At 62.0% G+C, this 16127-nt stretch carries 18 protein-coding genes; 7 read left to right on the forward strand and 11 right to left on the reverse strand.

Annotation, left to right across the window (positions count from 1 at the left end; all coding sequences use genetic code 11):
- Window positions 1–3 precede the first annotated feature (3 nt).
- From PSN43_RS00700 to PSN43_RS00710, 3 genes are all read left to right on the forward strand, one after another.
- Window positions 4–597: a histidine phosphatase family protein gene (locus PSN43_RS00700; protein ID WP_272698790.1), complete on the forward strand. Its 594-nt coding sequence runs from the start codon at window positions 4–6 to the stop codon at window positions 595–597.
- Window positions 597–1757: a glycosyltransferase family protein gene (locus PSN43_RS00705; protein ID WP_272698791.1), complete on the forward strand. Its 1161-nt coding sequence runs from the start codon at window positions 597–599 to the stop codon at window positions 1755–1757. The genes PSN43_RS00700 and PSN43_RS00705 overlap by 1 nt, the downstream gene beginning before the upstream one ends.
- A 75-nt stretch (window positions 1758–1832) precedes the next feature.
- The gene (locus PSN43_RS00710; RefSeq protein ID WP_272698792.1) at window positions 1833–2597 is read left to right on the forward strand and encodes an enoyl-ACP reductase FabI; all 765 of its coding nucleotides are present in this window, start codon (window positions 1833–1835) and stop codon (window positions 2595–2597) included.
- A 428-nt stretch (window positions 2598–3025) separates the two neighbouring features.
- Here PSN43_RS00710 and PSN43_RS00715 read toward each other — a convergent pair whose 3' ends face one another.
- Window positions 3026–3202 (reverse strand): hypothetical protein, encoded by a 177-nt coding sequence (locus tag PSN43_RS00715; RefSeq protein ID WP_272698793.1) that lies wholly within the window; start codon window positions 3200–3202, stop codon window positions 3026–3028.
- A gap of 206 nt (window positions 3203–3408) precedes the next feature.
- Between PSN43_RS00715 and PSN43_RS00720 the strand changes: the two genes are divergently transcribed.
- Window positions 3409–4290, forward strand: a complete 882-nt coding sequence (locus PSN43_RS00720) for a LysR family transcriptional regulator (RefSeq protein ID WP_272698794.1) — start codon at window positions 3409–3411, stop codon at window positions 4288–4290.
- A 72-nt stretch (window positions 4291–4362) separates the two neighbouring features.
- Here PSN43_RS00720 and PSN43_RS00725 read toward each other — a convergent pair whose 3' ends face one another.
- Window positions 4363–5244: a LysR family transcriptional regulator gene (locus tag PSN43_RS00725; protein ID WP_272698795.1), complete on the reverse strand. Its 882-nt coding sequence runs from the start codon at window positions 5242–5244 to the stop codon at window positions 4363–4365.
- Window positions 5245–5419: 175 nt separating this feature from the next.
- Between PSN43_RS00725 and PSN43_RS00730 the strand changes: the two genes are divergently transcribed.
- The gene (locus PSN43_RS00730) at window positions 5420–5581 is read left to right on the forward strand and encodes a hypothetical protein (protein WP_272698796.1); all 162 of its coding nucleotides are present in this window, start codon (window positions 5420–5422) and stop codon (window positions 5579–5581) included.
- 329 nt (window positions 5582–5910) lie between these two features.
- On the opposite strand, the gene PSN43_RS00735 is transcribed toward PSN43_RS00730, so the two are convergent.
- The 8 genes from PSN43_RS00735 to PSN43_RS00770 all read right to left on the reverse strand — a co-directional run bounded on the left by PSN43_RS00735 (window position 5911) and on the right by PSN43_RS00770 (window position 12780).
- On the reverse strand, window positions 5911–6786 hold the full coding sequence (locus tag PSN43_RS00735; RefSeq protein WP_272698797.1) for a cell division protein FtsX: 876 nt from the start codon (window positions 6784–6786) through the stop codon (window positions 5911–5913).
- The gene (ftsE, locus tag PSN43_RS00740; RefSeq protein ID WP_272699201.1) at window positions 6783–7505 is read right to left on the reverse strand and encodes a cell division ATP-binding protein FtsE; all 723 of its coding nucleotides are present in this window, start codon (window positions 7503–7505) and stop codon (window positions 6783–6785) included. Before ftsE ends, PSN43_RS00735 begins: the two co-directional genes overlap by 4 nt.
- Before the next feature lie 113 nt (window positions 7506–7618).
- On the reverse strand, window positions 7619–8116 hold the full coding sequence (locus PSN43_RS00745) for a rubrerythrin family protein (protein WP_272698798.1): 498 nt from the start codon (window positions 8114–8116) through the stop codon (window positions 7619–7621).
- A gap of 156 nt (window positions 8117–8272) precedes the next feature.
- The gene (locus PSN43_RS00750; RefSeq protein ID WP_272698799.1) at window positions 8273–9043 is read right to left on the reverse strand and encodes an aminotransferase class IV; all 771 of its coding nucleotides are present in this window, start codon (window positions 9041–9043) and stop codon (window positions 8273–8275) included.
- Window positions 9040–10314 carry a chorismate-binding protein gene (locus PSN43_RS00755; protein ID WP_272698800.1) on the reverse strand — a complete coding sequence of 425 codons (1275 nt, stop codon included), beginning with the start codon at window positions 10312–10314 and terminating at the stop codon, window positions 9040–9042. The genes PSN43_RS00750 and PSN43_RS00755 overlap by 4 nt, the downstream gene beginning before the upstream one ends.
- Complete coding sequence (locus tag PSN43_RS00760) at window positions 10280–10819, reverse strand: aminodeoxychorismate/anthranilate synthase component II (RefSeq protein WP_272698801.1); 540 nt, start codon at window positions 10817–10819, stop codon at window positions 10280–10282. The genes PSN43_RS00755 and PSN43_RS00760 overlap by 35 nt, the downstream gene beginning before the upstream one ends.
- A gap of 62 nt (window positions 10820–10881) precedes the next feature.
- Complete coding sequence (locus PSN43_RS00765) at window positions 10882–11886, reverse strand: helix-turn-helix domain-containing protein (RefSeq protein ID WP_272698802.1); 1005 nt, start codon at window positions 11884–11886, stop codon at window positions 10882–10884.
- A gap of 363 nt (window positions 11887–12249) precedes the next feature.
- Window positions 12250–12780, reverse strand: coding sequence for a hypothetical protein (locus PSN43_RS00770; protein WP_272698803.1), 531 nt, complete (start codon window positions 12778–12780; stop codon window positions 12250–12252).
- Window positions 12781–12947: 167 nt separating this feature from the next.
- Between PSN43_RS00770 and PSN43_RS00775 the strand changes: the two genes are divergently transcribed.
- Window positions 12948–13319, forward strand: a complete 372-nt coding sequence (locus PSN43_RS00775) for a hypothetical protein (RefSeq protein WP_272698804.1) — start codon at window positions 12948–12950, stop codon at window positions 13317–13319.
- 39 nt (window positions 13320–13358) lie between these two features.
- Window positions 13359–13913, forward strand: coding sequence for a sensor histidine kinase (locus tag PSN43_RS00780; RefSeq protein ID WP_272698805.1), 555 nt, complete (start codon window positions 13359–13361; stop codon window positions 13911–13913).
- 84 nt (window positions 13914–13997) lie between these two features.
- On the opposite strand, the gene PSN43_RS00785 is transcribed toward PSN43_RS00780, so the two are convergent.
- Window positions 13998–15914: a methyl-accepting chemotaxis protein gene (locus PSN43_RS00785; protein WP_272698806.1), complete on the reverse strand. Its 1917-nt coding sequence runs from the start codon at window positions 15912–15914 to the stop codon at window positions 13998–14000.
- Window positions 15915–16127: the final 213 nt, after the last annotated feature.

A 16127-nucleotide genomic window follows, 5' to 3' on the forward strand; every position in this document is an offset into this window, starting at 1 on the left:
GACATGACCACCTATTTCTGTATGCGCCACGGGTTGACCGAATGGAACCGGCAATGCCGCATTCAGGGCAACACCGATGTCCCGCTTTGCGATGAAGGTCGAGAAATGGCCCGCAAGTGGGGGGAAGCCCTGGCCGGGGAGGGGCTGGATTGCATCCTGACTGGGACCCTTTCCAGGGCCAGGGAAACGGCCGATATCATCAACGAGGCCTTGGGTCTACCCGTGTTCGAGGACGAACGGCTCGGGGAACAGGATTGGGGCCGGTGGACCGGCCTGACCAAGGAAGAGTTGAAGGAGATGCGCAAGGAGGTCCGCAGGCAGGAATACCAGGGATTCGGCTTTCGCCCGGACGGCGGGGAGAGCCGCGACGAGGTCCTTTTCCGCGCCTGCGACGCGCTCATCGATTTCTCTGAAACACATTCAGGCGAGTCCGTGCTGGTTATTACCCACAACGGGGTCCTCAAATGCCTCGCCCACGCCCTGTCCGGCTCGGACTTCATGCCCGACGATGCGGTGGAATACCTGCCGTACCGCCTGCACCGCATAGAATGCGTTGAAAACGAACTCGCCCTGGGCGAGCTGAATATGGAGCTGTAATGCGCATCGTCTTCTACTGCCAGCACGTGCTCGGCGTCGGCCACATGTTCCGGTCCCTGGAAATCGTCAAGGCCCTGAAGGATCACGAGGTTGTCCTGGTTACGGGCGGGGCCGAGGTGGATTTCGATCCGCCGGCCAACATGACCAGAGTCCAGCTTCCCGGATTGATGATGGACGCCAAGTTCACCCGCTTCATTCCCCTGGAAGAGGGGGCCGAGGTGGACGAGGTCTTGGTGCGCCGCCTGCGTCTGTTCAAACAGATCATGGCGGAGCAGCAGCCCGATATTTTCATGGTCGAGCTCTTTCCCTTCGGGCGCAAGAAATTCCGCTTCGAGCTGTTGCCCATCCTCAAGAAGGTCCGGAAGGGCGAGTACGGCAAGTGCCGGTCGGTCTGCTCCGTGCGGGACATCCTGGTGGAGAAGAACGACATGAAGCGGCAGGTGGAGCGCGTCCACGGCTACCTCAATCCCAATTTCGACCACGTCCTGGTGCATTCGGACCCCAACCTCGTCAGGCTCGACGAGACCTTTCCCGGCGTGGACGGCATCGTTCCCGAAGTCCATTACACCGGCTATGTGGCCCGCAAGCCCGATCCGGCCGAGACCGAGCGGCTCGCCGCCGAACTCGATCTCGGCGATACGCCCCTGGTGGTCGTTTCCGTGGGCGGCGGACATATCGGCCGCGACCTGTTGCGCGGGGCCATGGCCGCTTCGCCCATCCTTCAGCGGACCCACCCGCACAAACTGGCCATGTTCACCGGTCCCTATGTCGAGGAGGACGAGTTCGCGCGTCTTCAGGCCCAGGCCGAAGCCTTTCCGCACATCACCGTGAAACGCTTCACCAAGCGGTTCCTGGCCTATCTCGATCTGGCCAGGCTGTCCGTTTCCCTGGGCGGCTACAACACGACCATGAATCTGCTGGCGACCAACACCTTCGGGCTCATGTACCCCTTTCTTCAGAACCGCGAGCAGAACATGCGCGCCCGGCGCATCGAGGAAAAAGGCGGCCTCAAGGTCATCACCGAGGATGATCTCGGCGCGGAGCGTCTGGCTTCGCTCATGCGGGAGAGTCTGGACAGGAAGGCCGCGCCCCTCAATCTCAACCTCGACGGAGCCGCCAATTCGGCCCGCATCCTGGAAGCGGTGTACGCGGCCATGTAGCTCCCCGTCCGGGTCAATTTATCCTCGCCAGAAACCGCGGGCAGGGGTACCATGCCGACAAGCAAAGGAGACTACATGCTGCTCAAGGATAAAAAGGCTCTCATTTTCGGTGTGGTCAACGATCGTTCCATCGCCTACGGCATAGCCCGGCAAATGAAGGAACACGGCGCCCGCCTCGCCTTCAGCTACGCCGCAGACCCCATCGAACGCCGATTGGCTCCCATCTGCGAGGAGCTCGGCGGGGAATTCATGTACAAGTGCGACGTCACTTCGGATGAGGAGATCGCGTCCGGCGCGGAACTTGTGCGCGAGAAGTGGGGCGGCGTGGATATTCTCGTTCACTCCATCGCCTACGCCAACCGCGAAGACCTCAAAGGCCGGTTCATCGATACCAGCCGCGAAGGCTACAAGATAGCCCTGGACGTGTCCTCGTATTCCCTGGTCGCCTTGTGCCGCGCCTTCGAGCCGCTTTTCCCCGTGGGCGGGTCCGTCCTGACCATGAGCTACTACGGCTCCGGCAAGGTAGTGGCCAACTATAACGCCATGGGCGTGGCCAAAGCCGCCCTGGAAGCCTGCGTGCGCTATCTGGCCGTGGACCTGGGCGAAAAGGGCGTGCGCATCAACGCCATCTCGGCCGGGCCGGTCAAGACCATGGCCGCATCGGGCATCTCCGGCTTCAAGTCCATCCTCGGACGCATCGAGGAAAAAGCTCCCCTGCACCGAAACATTTCCATCGAAGACGTGGGAAAATGCGCCCTCTACCTCGCCTCCGACCTCTCGTCCGGCACCACCGGCGACGTCGTTTTCGTGGATTCCGGCTATAATATTATGGGCGTTTAGAGCCGGGGCGTTGCCCCGGACCCCGCCAGGGAACCTTTTGAAAAAGGTTCCCTGGACCCTCCAAAACTTCTTATCGCGCCTTTGGCGAAGGGGCGAGTTGAGGGGGAAGCCATGGGTTGCCTACAAATATGTAGGCAACTAATGTATAAAATTGTTTAGTGTTTCCGCGAAGCGGCAGAAAAAGTTTAGGAAGGAAGAGGGGATGGGGGTCCGGGGGAAGGGGAGAAGGAAAGCCCTTTTCAAAGGGTTTCCTTCTCCCCTTCCCCCGGCCGCCGGAGGCCGCCCTATAAGCACTAGGCCACAAAAAGCCGCGGCCGGACAGCGGATTTCCGTGACTTGCGTCTCCGCTGTCCGGCCGTTGCCGGAGAGGACCTTATCAGGTCTGATACGGAAGCGAGCAGGTGATTCGCTTCCGCTGAAAAAAGAGATTAGACGAGTTGGCTGATGGCCACGCTCAGGGCCATGGACACGCCGGTCCAGAAGAGGAGCTTGATAAGACCGAGAGGGCCGTTGGCGGCGCGGCACAGCTCGTTGCTCCAGGGCTCGCCCGTGGAATCTTCGGGCTTGAACAGATAAACAAGCGGGTTCATGTTGGACTTCTTCATCTTTTCGACCTCTTTGAGTATCCCGTTGCAAGTTGACCAACTTGCTTTTCGTCCTATGCGCTAATGGGTGATCTGGTCCAATAACGATGCGTGAGCATATGCATAAGGATTCCTTATGGACAGCCGGAAAGGTCGGGCGGACGGGATGATATCGGGTCCGAGCGATAGCGATTGCCCCTTTTGGGGCGGGCGGGTATGAAGAGCCCATGGAACTCTACCAGCTTAGAACGTTCGTGGCAGTGGCGGAGGAAGGCAATTTTACCCGTGCGGGCAGGCGGGTACACGCCACCCAGCCTGCGGTAAGCGCGCATATCAAGGCCCTTGAGGAAGAGCTTGGCGTGCGGCTTTTCGACAGGGTGCCGCGAGGCGTCGAGTTGACCCAGGCCGGGGCCGAACTGGTGCACGACGCCATCGAAGTGCTGGCCGCAGCCAACGCGCTCAAGGCGCGGGCCGTGACCCTGGGCGGCGAGGTGGCGGGCCAGGTCGCGCTCGGGCTGTGCACCGATCCGGCCTTTCTCAAGGCCACCAGCCTTATCGACCTCATGAGCGAGCGTTTTCCCAAGCTCAGCCTGAAGCTCATCCAGTCGCCGTCAGGCGTGATATTGAGCGGTATCCGGGCACGTACACTGGACGCGGGGTTCGTCTTTTCCGGCAATCCCTATCATGATCTGGAAAGCATCAAGCTGGCCGAGCCGAGATATTCCATCCTGGGCGCGGCGCGGTGGCGCGACGAACTGGCTGTGGCCGATGCCGAAGCGTTGTCCGCATTCACCTGGGTCATGCCTGCCAGTCACAGCCCGTTTCGAGAGCTGCAACTTGAAATATTCAATAAGTACGGGATCGTTCCGGCGCGAACCATCGGTGCGGACTCCGAAGAGGTCATCCGCGCCCTGGTGGCGGACGGCAAGGGGTTGGCCCTGGTGCGCGAGGACGAGATGAAGGCCATGCTTGATAACGGGCAGGCCGCCGAGTGCGTCCTGGTGGGGCGGCATCCGGTTGAGGTGAATTTCGTGTTCCGCAAGGGAGAGGACAGCCTGCCTTCCCTGGCCGCCATCATCGAGCTGGTGCGGCGGACCTGGGAGCGTTGACGAGACCGGCCCGGCCTACGGGTGCCCACGCGGTTTGTTTTCTTGAGGCGTCCGGAGCGGACGCGGCTATTCCTAGACCAATTCCCAACACCGTTTGACGCGGTCGATGACCGCGCGCATGACCGGGTCTTCGTCGTGCCGCCTGAGGTAGACGAAGTTCGCCTGGATGGACAGCTCCTCGAAAGACAAGGTGTGCACGGGCCTGCCGATGCGGTTGGCCGCCTGGATTTCGTTCTTCCTGAGGAACGAGATGCCCTTGCCTGCGGCCACGAGTACCCGGATGACTTCGTCGCCGTCCACTTCCAACTGGATTGAGGGCTTGATGTCGTGCGCCTTGAAAAAGGGGTCGATGAGCTGCTGCAACGGGTTGTCGGAGGGGTCCATGATCCACGGCAGATCGGACAGCCCGGACAGCCCCAGGCTCATGCGGTCCTTCCATATGTCGGGCACGGCCACGAAAAAGCGGGTCTTCTCAAGGGGAATGGCGCAGAGTTCGGGATACCTCGGCTCGCCGAAGATGAACCCGCAGTCGAGCTGCCCGTCGCGGATGGCGCCCTGCACGGAGGTGGACGCGCGCTGCTGAATCTGAAGGACGATCCTGGGGTGGTCTTCCCCCAGGGATGTCAGCAGGGGGACGATGCGCAGGTATTCGGCGTCCGTGTTCAGGCCTAGGGACAGATCGCCCACCAGTTCGTCGCCCATGCTCCGGGCCTCCAGCTTCAGCTCCCGGGCGGCCTTGAGCACGTTCTCGGCCCGGTGCTTGAGCCGTTCCCCGGCCTCGGTCAGGCGCATTCCCTTTGGCGTCCGGATAAACAGCTTGGTTTCAAGCTCTTCTTCCAAGGATTTGATGTGCGCGCTCACAGAAGGCTGGCTGGTATGGAGCCGGACCGAGGCGCGTGTCAGATGGCCTTCCTCGGCCACCACCACAAAAGTCTTGAGTTGGTAAAGTTCCATCTGCAATCAGCCTCCTTGATGTGCTTCATAATCATATCCGATCAAGATCAGATATGCCATCAGAAAATCCGAATGACTGCATCAAACAAAACAATTGGATTGATTTCGACAACATCCGTAGATGTGCAGACATGGAAGACCGCCTGACAGGTGGCGTCAATCAAGGAGCAAAGCTATGAGCATGGACAACGATACCCGACTGGCCATGATGCATATGCGCAACGAGGCGCACCGTTACGAGGAAATCCGTCCCCGCCGCAACAACAGCAGGCGCGTGCGCACGGTCACTTCGGCTGTGGCCGCCTTTGCGCTGCTGCTGTTCACCCGGGGCTTCTAGATCTTTCCGGGAGCGTTCCGCTCCCGCATACTCAGCGGGTTAGAGCCGCTCTTGTCTGGGGTTTGTTCATCCTTTCCTCTCAGACAAGAGCGGCTCTTTTATGGTGCGCTGAGCAATGTATTCCTATCGGCAATCAAATCCATGAGGAAATGGGGGATTGGTCTTCGGCGCGCTTCGGGCCGCGAGGCCGTGATGGCGCGTGGAGGCCGGTCCGTCTTGTTTTGCGTCCACTCCGGCGGTCGCGCGGAAAGCGGGCACCTTCGGCGTTGTCGTCTGAAAGAGGGCGCGGGACAAGGTGCGGCGGTTGATGGCCGAAGCGGATTGCTGCGTTATTTCACGGCCACCCAACTGGACAGGACGGACACGAGAGTCACGGCCCCGCCGAGGATGAGAAGCTGGTCCATGGGGAGGAACTGGAGTTGGATGAGGAAGGGCGGGAAGTTGAGGGCGTCAGCCATGGCCGAGTGGGTCGCGGCGAGCAGTCCCAGGCCGAGCCCCGCGCCGAGGATGCCCTGAATCAGGCCTCCGATGAGCAGGGGCCAGCGGATGTAGGAAGGGCTGGCTCCGACCAGGGCGAGAATTTCCACCTCGTCCATGCGGGTGAGCAGGGAGAGTTTTATGGTGTTGTGGACCACCAGGGCGACCACCAGGCCGAGGAAGCCCAGGACCGGCCATATCACCGTGCGGGTCAGGGTGCGCCATCCCTGGGCCAGGTCGGCCTGGAACGGGGTGTAGTTGACCTTGTCCACGCCGGGCATGTCCTTGAGCGTGGAGAGCAGGTCGGCGGCCCATCCTTCGCGCTGTGCCTCGGGCGGTACGGCAAAGGCGGCCAGGCCGGAATAGGGCAGGGGGTTGTCGTCGGCCAGGCCGGAGAAGTCGCTTGTCTTGCCCAACGAAGCCGCAAGCTCGGCCAGCGCGTTCGCGGGGGTGAAGGTCTTGAAGGCGGCCAGATGGTCCATGGCGCGGATGGTGTCCCATTCCTCGTTTACCTGGGCCGGGTCTGCGCTGTTTTTCCAGTATATCTGAAATTCCACCCGTCCCCTGGATTTGAGCAGCTCCTGGTCGAGGTTGTGCACGCCGAGCAGGATGAGGCCTGTGAGCAGCGTGACCATGGCCACGGCCAGAAGGGTGAGCAACTGGGCGAAGGGGTGGAGGCGCAGGTCGGTGACGCCGCGCAGCGTCAGGCGGAGGAACGGTCCGATCACAGCTCCTCCCCGTCGAAATCGTCTTCGAAATTCTCGTCGAACGGCCTGTCGTCGACAGGCTCCCCTTCTATGGTGATGCGTCCGTCCTGGAGATGGAGGATGCGCGCGTTCGGCACGCATTCGAGAACCTCGGTGGAGTGGGTGGCCATGATGACGGACGTTCCGTAGGTGTGGAACTGCTTGAAGATTTCCATGAGATGCATGGTCAGGTCGACGTCGAGGTTGCCGGTGGGTTCGTCGGCCAGGATCAGTTCGGGATTGGCGACCATGGACCGGGCAATGGCCACGCGCTGCTGTTCGCCGCCCGACAGCCGTTCGCACAGGGAATAGCTCCTGGTCTCAAGGCCCAGCGCGCGGATGATGGCGCGCACGCGGCGTTCCAGGTGCGTGCGCGGCATACCCCGCACTTCGAGCGCCATGGCCACGTTGTCGAAGACCGTGCGTTCGGGCAGGATCTTGAAGTCCTGAAAAACCACGCCCACTTTGCGGCGCAGCTTCGGGATGTCGCGCTTCCGAAGATGGTTGAGCTGGAAACCGGCCACCGAGGCGCGGCCTCGGGATACGGGCAGGGCTCCATAGAGCAGGCGCAGGAGGGTGGTCTTTCCCGCTCCGGAGTGCCCGGTGAGGAAGAGAAATTCGCCTTTCTCCAAGGTGAAGGAGATGTCCTTGAGAGCCCAGTAGGACCCGAAATTGTAGGACAGGCGTTCCACATTGACCATCATGTTGCTTTATGTACCCGTCTCACCCGCGTTTGTACAGGACCGGAAATGGAAACGCCGCCCCGTTCCTGACGGGAACGGGGCGGCGTATGAACATCGCGTCGGTGGAAGGGTTAGCCTTCGACCTTGACGTAGGCCTTCACGGCCGCACCGCAGATGGGACATTTGTCGGTGGGCTCGCCGTCCATGGTATGGCCGCAGACGGAGCAGATGTAGAACTCGGCGTCGGCGAACTTTTCCGGGTCTTCCAGGGCCTCGGAGTACAGTTCGGCATGGATTTTCTCGGCCTCGTTGGCAAATCCGAAATAGCGCAGAACAGCGTTCTCGCCCTCGGCCTTGGCGTCTTCCATCATCTCCGGGTACATCTTTTCAAATTCGTAGGTCTCGCCGGAAATGGCGGCCTTGAGGTTCTCCTCGGTGGAGCCGATGCCCTTCATCAGGCGCAGGTGGGCGTGGGCGTGGATGGTTTCGGCGGCGGCAGCGGCGCGGAACAGCTTGGCGACGCCGGGTTTGCCTTCGGCCTCGGCCTTGTCGGCAAAAGCGAGATACTTGCGGTTGGCCTGGGACTCACCGGCGAAAGCGGCTTTCAGATTTTCCATGGTCTTGGTCATTTGTTTCTCCTGTATGGTTTTGTTTCGGTTCTCGGACCGATTGAATGCGTGGAAAAAGTAGTAATGATTCCTATTTCAAAATGCAAGCAAAAAAAGCATTTGATTGAAGGCCGATGACCGCCGCTGATATTTCCGCATCGTAACGGCCGCGCGGAGCTATTCCGATGCGTTCAGCACCAGGGCGGAAACCTTGTCGCAGGCCTTGTCGTCGGGCACGAATGCGGTTTCACCTATGGCGACCACCGGGCGCATTCCTATGAGGGAGTTGAGCAGGTAGGCGTGGCGGTACGAGTCGAGGGAGAGCATGGGGAGGCGTGCGGGCTGTATGTCCAGGGCGTCCGTGGCGAGTTCGAGGGTGATGGAGCGCAGGCGGTACTGGGAGTCCGGGCAGACGAATCGACCGTTTTTTTCAAGCACGATCGCGCCGGTGGCGGATTCAAGGAGGTTGTCGCCGAAGTCGAACAGGGCGACGTCGTCGAAGCCGCGCGCCCTGGCCCGGCGCAGGGCCAGATGGAAGAACATGTAGCTGGTGGTTTTCTGGCCGTTGAGGGTGGAGACGTGGCGGTCATCGCAGATGCATAGCCGGTAGGCCTTGTATGGTTTGGCCTCGTAGGGCACGGCCATGATGACGGGCGAGGCGTTCTCGCTTTCGATGGGATAGAAGATATTGACCCGGGCGGTCCGGCCCGGGAGGCCGTTGCGCTCCAGCACCTCGCCGATGACCTGTTCGAAATCCACGGCGGCGTAAGGGATGCCGTAGTCGCGCAGGGAGGAGAGGATGCGGTCAAGGTGTCGGCCGAGGTGGCAGATTTCCCGGCCGTTGTAGTAGAGGGTTTCGAAGAAGCCCGCGCCGTAGCGGAAGGCCGGGGAAGCGGGGTCCTGCCGGACGCCTTCCTTGGAGTAGTCGCCGTTGTGATAAAATATCATGGTTTTCCCGGTGAAAGAAATTTTTCGGCTTTTGCCAGTGTCTCCAGATACTCTTTGGCCGGATCGGAGTCCACCACGATGCCGCTGCCTGCGTAAAAGTCCAGGCGTTCCGTTTGTCCGTCGAAGACCGCCGTGCGGATGGCGATGGAGGAATCCATGTTTCTTCTGTCCCGGATGACCGCCATGGAGCCGCAGTACACGCCCCGGACGTGCGGCTCCAGTTCCTCGATGATCTCCATGGACCGCTTCTTGGGGCAGCCCGTGATCGAGCCGCCCGGAAACGCGTCGAAGAAGAGGTCCAGGCAATCCCTGTCGGCCCGAAGCGTTCCGCGTACGTCCGAGTACATCTGCAACAGGTTGTCCACCGCGAAGACGGATTTGTGGTTCTCCACCCGGACCGAGCCGTATTCGCTGTTCGCGGAGATGTCGTTGCGGATCAGGTCGACGATCATGGACAGCTCGGCGGACTCCTTGTCCGAACTCTTCAGCAGGTGTTCGGCAACTTTCCGGTCGCCTTCCAGGCGGGCAGTGCCCTTGATGGGCTGGGACAGGATTCGGCCGTCTTCCACACGCAGGAACCGCTCCGGCGAGGTGGACAGTATCCGTCCGGAGCCATAGGGAAACCATGCGTAGAAAGGCGCGGGATGGTGGAGGCGCAGGGCCAGCAGCAACGCCAGGGGATCGAGTCCCGGACAGCGTCTGGTGAAGCGGGTGGTCAGGTTGAGCTGATAGGTGTGGCCGGACAGGATGCGCTCCAGGGTCTCGCGGACGCCCGATTCATATCCGGCCCGATCCAGCGAAATTTCGAGAGGCGATTCCGGGAGTGCGGGCATGACCGGCGCGGGGGCGCAATCGGGAGTTCGTTCCAGGCGCGCGGCAAGGTCACGGACCAGGTTGGCGGAACGGCCCTGGATTCGGACATGGCCGTCATCAAATTCCATGGCCGCCGCGTATTTTCTGAGGTGCCCCAGGGGGCCGCTGCGCTCCTTGTCCGACGCTACGCCGCGCAAAAGCATTCCGTATTCGTAGCCGATAAAACCGAAGGCTGGACCGGGGGTGCCGAAGCAGAACGACTTGGCGTCGTCAGGCGTGGTTTCGCCGGTGAAAATCAGTTCGTCCGTGGGCTCAACGCCGATAAAGGACTCTGTCCGCGCGGGGAAGCCGTCCGAGGAGAGGAGCATGTCGGTGCCCTGCGAGCGGGCCAGCTCCCCGGCTAGATGGTCGAACCGCTTTCGGCTAGCGGAGACCGAGATGGTCGAGAGCGAAGTCAATGAACCAGCCTCCGTCGCGGGAGAGAAAGGATTCGGGATGGAATTGGCAGCCGATGACCCGGCGCGTCCTGCTGCCCAGGCACATGATGATTCCGTCCCTGTTGGTCGCCAGGACGTCCAGCCCCGCGCCGGGGGCCGTCACATGCAGTGAATGATATCGGGCCACCACGTGTTCCGCGCCGTCCACGGACACGACGTCGGTCTTGCCGTGCACGCAGCCGCGAAGCCTGCCCGTGCTTCCGCCGAACCGTTCGTTGATGATCTGCATACCCAGGCATATCCCGAGGATGGGCTTTCCGGCGGAGAACACCCGGTCGTAGCCGCGGTATTCGGCGGGCGCGCCGGGGCCGGGCGAGATGACGAGCAGGTCGCGGCCGTCAAGATCGGCGTCCGCCAAACGGGCGTATGGCGTCACTTCGACCGCAGCGCCCGGCACGGCGTCCGCGAGCAGGTGCTCCAGGTTCCTGGTGAAGCTGTCCTCGTTGTCGATGAGCAGGATGTTCATGGCGTGCGGTCTGCCCGATTCGTCCGCGTGCGCGGGCGGGACGGAAGCCCCGGTTGCGGGGCTCAGGCCTTGTCCTTCACCTGGCGGAAGAATTCCTGGAGAAATTCCGGGCTGGTCCGCGTGTGATTCACGTCCAGCCGGTCCAGCAGGATCACGAGATTGCCGCGCGGCGTGGTTGTGGAGGTGAAATGAAGCGCGTGGGTGTCGCCGTCTGACGCGGTAACGGTGAATATCCAGGTGTTTTCCTTCCGGGTCCAGTTGGCGTCGGCCCCGTCGGTCTCGTCGACCAGGATGGACAGGAATCCGGCCAGGGGGAGCCTGCCGGGCACGCCGAGGAATTCGCCCTGATCGTTGCGGATGACGATGGGCGTGCCCAGAAAGGCGTCGGACGGGCGCTCGGGGGAGGGCTGTTCGTCCTGCTCCAGGGCGTAGGAGTCCACGTCGCCCTCGGGGCCGCGCACGTTGACGATTTTGCGAGCCCGCATTTTCGGTTCCGGGGAAGGTTGGGCTGTGGCGGCGGTTGCGGGCATGGCATCGGATGCGGCGTCGGAGGCGGAGGCCGCCTGTGCCGGGGCGGTCCGTTCGAGTATGCGGGAGAAGAAGGCCTTGTTTTCGGCTTCGATCTCAAGGAGCTTTTCCAGGGCGGTCTCGACCTTGCGCAGCCGGTGTTCGGCCTTGGCCTGGGCCGTGGCCAATCCGGCCATGCCCTGCATCATCTGTCCGGCTGTGGCGAAAAAACGCTCAAGGTATTCCTGCGAGACTCCGGCCGAGACGGCGTCGGCCTGGTCCGGGGCGGTTTCGTCGTTCCGGGCGCGGCGTTGCCGGGCAGGGCGGTCTTCCTTGAAGTGTTCCTTGAGGACCTTGTAGGTCTCGTTGACGGACATGCCCTTGCCGAAGCAGTCGCGGATCATGAGGCAGACCTCGCCCGCCTCGGGCTTGAAGCGGATGGGCTTGCCGCGGGTCAGCACCGGGATGAAGCCGGGGAACTTGCGCCGGTAGCTCTTGATGGTGGTCTCGGAGACGCCGCAGAGCGCGGCCAGATCCTTATGCGTATAAATATCTGCCATGATAGCTGTTCATCCTCGGGTTTATGAGGGCGGTGTCTCTGGTGGCCAGGGCGAGACGCCGGGGCCGGCTGCGGAACCGGGCGTCCCAGACACAGGAAACCGTCTTCGGGCGTATGTTTTCGGTATGAGTGAGCGTGTGCGTTTCGCCAAGCCTGACAACCACTTTTCGGGGCGCGGAACCAAATGCGAGTCTGATCACCTGTCCTCCTTGTGTGGAAATCGTCACCAATCGTCACCCTTGTAAACAAAGGAAAATCAAGGAACGAAACTTACCGGTTTACTATCTGGAAAAATTCTAGACGTCAAGAAGAGCACGCGGTGCGGACCGCTCATCGACACAGCGCGTCCGAGCCGCGGACACGGTTACTTGGTGCTGAAGGAAATGTTGGCCACCTCGCTCTTCTTCACTTCGGTCAGCGTCCGGTCGTACCGGTCGTCCAGGACGAAGAAGGAGTAGGCGTCGTGCTTGTCGGTGCCCAGGTAGAGGTTGGCGTCCTCGAAGACCCACTCCTTGCCCCGTTTGTTGGTGATGGTGAAGTTGTGCGGGTCCTTGAAGACGATGGACTGCCAGTTCATGAGGTCCCGGAAGCGGGTCAGGCTGACGACCGTGGAGGAGCGGCCGTTGAGCTTGCCGGTGAGGTAGATCCAATAGTTGCCCATTTTTTCCAGGCCGTCGATTTCAAGGGTGGAGCCGTTGGTCAGTTGCATCCGGCCGACCGGACCGTCCGGGATCGTTTCCTTGATGGTAATCGAAGAAATGGGCTGTCCGTCGGCCGGGGCGGCGGATTCTGCGGCGGTGGCCTCGTCGGGAACGGGAAGTTGCGCGGCCTCGTCTTTCGAGGAGCAGGCCGCCAGGGCCAACGCGAGCATCAGGGCAAGCAGCAGGGTTCGCATGTGTCCTCCATGGGTGTTTTGCCCTTTGGTTTTAGCAGGGAATGAATCGGGAATCCAGGCTTGTATGCGTGCCCGTCCCGTCGGGGCGCGAGGCGTGGAACGGTGTCGGGACGTGGGAGGGACGGGGGGGCTGTTGCTGCATGGAGTCCTGTGGTATTCATCGCGCCATGAGAGTAGGAAGGAATGTCCGGGAAATCGTTTTCTTTGCCATGTTGCTTGTCGGGGGCACATGGCTGCTCATTCGCGTGGACGCCTATGAGGCTCTGCACGACTGGAGCCGTGCGCTGGAACGATGGGAGCTGGATGAACTGGTCCTGACCCTGTTCGGCGTCCTGGTCTGCCTGGCTTTTTTCGCTTTCAACAGGGTCCGGGAATTGAAGAAGCGGGCCGCGCTTCTGGAGGAGTCTCGCCGGGATCTGACCAAGGCCCACGAAGAGCTGCGCTCCCTGTATCAATCCCGTGAGACCTTCCTGACCACTGCCTGCCACGAGCTCAAGAGCCCTCTTGTGGGCATCGTCAACGCCCTGGAGCTCATGTAACTGTCCGGCGACGACGACGAGCGCCGTGAACTGGTCGGGTTGGCCGGAATCTCGGCGAGGAAGCTTGGGCTTCTGGTGGACGGGGTGCTCGAATTCTCGCGGCAGGAATCCCGGTCTCCGGCCAAGGTTGTTTTTTCCCCGTTCGAACTGGTTGAGTCCGTTCGGGACATGTCCCGTCTTCAGGCCATGAGCGAAGGGCTTTTCCTGACTGCCCGGGTGGTCTCGGGAACCCCTTCCCTGGTACACGGCAGCGAGGCGGTCCTGCGGCTGGTGGCCCTGAATCTGGTGGGCAATGCCGTGCGCTACACCAAGGAAGGCGGCGTCCATCTGGAGCTCGGCTACGACCGTGAATCCGGCGGCGAGCTGGTTCTGACAGTGTCGGACACGGGCCAGGGGATTCCCGCCGAAGAATTGGAAACCATTTTCAACCCCTATGAGACAGGCTCGGGAGGCGGAGCCGGGTTCGGCCTGGGGCTGTCCATCGTCAAGCGCAGCGTGGAGCGTCTCAGGGGGGCCATCTCCGTGGACAGCGCTCCGGGCGAGGGGTCGCGGTTCACGGTCAGGCTTCCGGCAATGGAAGCCGAACATTCCTGACCGCCCGGTACGGTCCGCCGGAGAAAATGCAATCGGCCCCCGCGCGACCATTCGCGCGGGGGCCGATTGTGTATTGGGAGGGTGTCAGTAACGTTTCAGGCCGTCTTCCTCGCCCAGGTTGAAGCGGCCGATGGCCTCGTGCAGGGATCGGGAGCCGTCGGACAGGCTTGCGGCGGTGGCCGCGACCTCTTCGGCCGTGGAGGCGTTTTGCTGTACCACGGACTCCGACTCCTGGATGGCCTTGGAGACCTGCGCGATGCCCTGGCTCTGTTCGTTGGCGGCGGCGGAGATTTCCTGGATCAGCTCGGCCGTGTGCTGAATGTCCGGGACCATGCGTTTGAGCAGCTCTCCGGCTTCCTCGGCCACGGCCACGCTGCTGGACGACAGCTCGCTGATGCCCGCCGCGGCCGAGCCGCTGCGTTCGGCCAGCTTGCGCACTTCGGCCGCCACCACGGCGAATCCCTTGCCGGCCTCGCCTGCCCGCGCCGCTTCGATGGCGGCGTTGAGGGCCAGGAGATTGGTCTGGCGCGCGATTTCCTCGATGATGCCGATTTCGTCGGCGATCTTGCGCATGGCAGACACAGTGCGGGCCACGGCCTCGCCGCCGGTTTCGGCGTCCGTCGAGGCCTTGGAGGCGGTGACTTCGGTCCTGCGGGCTATGTCGGCGGTTTGCTGAACGCTGCCGGACATTTCCTCCAGGCTGGCGGCGATCTCCTGGATGCCTGCGGCCTGCTGGTTGGCCCCCTTGGAAAGGCTGTCGCTGGCCAGGGAGAGCTCCGAACATCCCTCGGCCACCTCGCCGGAAATGTCCCGGATGTCGTGGATGGTGTTTGCGAGGGTAGCATTCATCTCGCACATGGCCGACAGGATGATGCCCATTTCGTCGCTGCGCATCTCGCAGGTCTGGCTTCGCAGGTCGCCCCGGGCGATGTCCGAGGCCAGATTGGCGCATTGGATGATGGGCCGTTTCACGGATCGCTCCACGACCCAGAAGATGATGACGATGGGCACGACCACGACGATGAGCAGGCCCACCCCGACGAGCCACGCCACGGCGGACATCATGGCCTGCTGGTCCGTGATGTCCATGGACAGGAGGATGACGCCGATGGCGTCGCCCCGGTAGTCCTTGACCGGAAACACGGCCACTCCGTCATGCCCTTCCACTTCGACCTGGGCGGCCTGCATACCGCGCCCCAGGAGGGAAGAGTCCGCCAGCTCCTGGGCCGCCGCGTTCTTCTGGCCGTAGATGAGCACGAACTTGCCGTCCTTGACCGGGTTTTTCGCCGGGTCCCGCAGCCTGGTGGTCACCGGGAGCAGTTTGGCGTCCATGTAGAGGAGGGCCTTGACGGCTCCGGCTCCTTCCATGGTCTTGAGGATGTTGTCGAATCCGAGCAATACCTCCACGGAGCCGAGATGAGCCCCGTCCTGCCCTGTGACGGGGGCGAGGCCGCGGATGGTGAAACCGCCCCGGCCCGGTTCGATGCCCAGGACCGGCTTGCGGGTTTTGTTCACGTCGATGACCGTATTGCGGAATCCTGACAGGTCGTCGGAAATGTCGACCCACTCGTCGCCCTTCTTGGCCTGCTTTTCGCGCCAGGCGCGCAACAGGCTGCGGGCCGTGGGCAGATGGAAATGGAGCTGGAAGCTCTGGCCGATGTTCTCCTTGTATCCCGCGAGCACGGGCGCAAGGGACGCGCGCAGCCGCTCCCTGGCTTCCTGGAGCACGGGATCGGTCTCATCGTCCATGTTCCCCCGGTTGGCCAGGGCGTATGCGTCGACCACTTCGGGCATTCGGCTGAACAGGGCGGCCTGTTGCAGCGCGCTTTCCGAAATTTGCGTGATGGACTGGCGGACATCCTCGATTTTGCCTCGCAGGATCAGGGTCACAAAGGAGTTCTCCAGGTCGGCGAACTGTGATTTGAGGACCAGATACCCGCCTACGAGCATAACCAGGGCCATGCCCAGCAGGGGCAGAAAAAGTTTGGCGCGGATACCCATCGGAGCTCCTTGGTGAATCGTTTAAGCGTGTAGGCCTCGTTCATTTTTGGTGCACCGCAATACAATGGGCAATTATTTTTCCGAAGGCCGCGCCGGTGCGGCCGATCGCTTCGAGCGAAGGCTGGCGGGGGCCGGGAGCTGTCGGAGGCTGCCAAAAGATGAATAATATCGGAGGATGGTCCGTTTATTTATTTTCACTTGTGGGAATAAAAT

Source organism: Desulfovibrio sp. Fe33 (assembly GCF_028532725.1).
In the GTDB taxonomy this organism is placed as follows: domain Bacteria; phylum Desulfobacterota; class Desulfovibrionia; order Desulfovibrionales; family Desulfovibrionaceae; genus Pseudodesulfovibrio.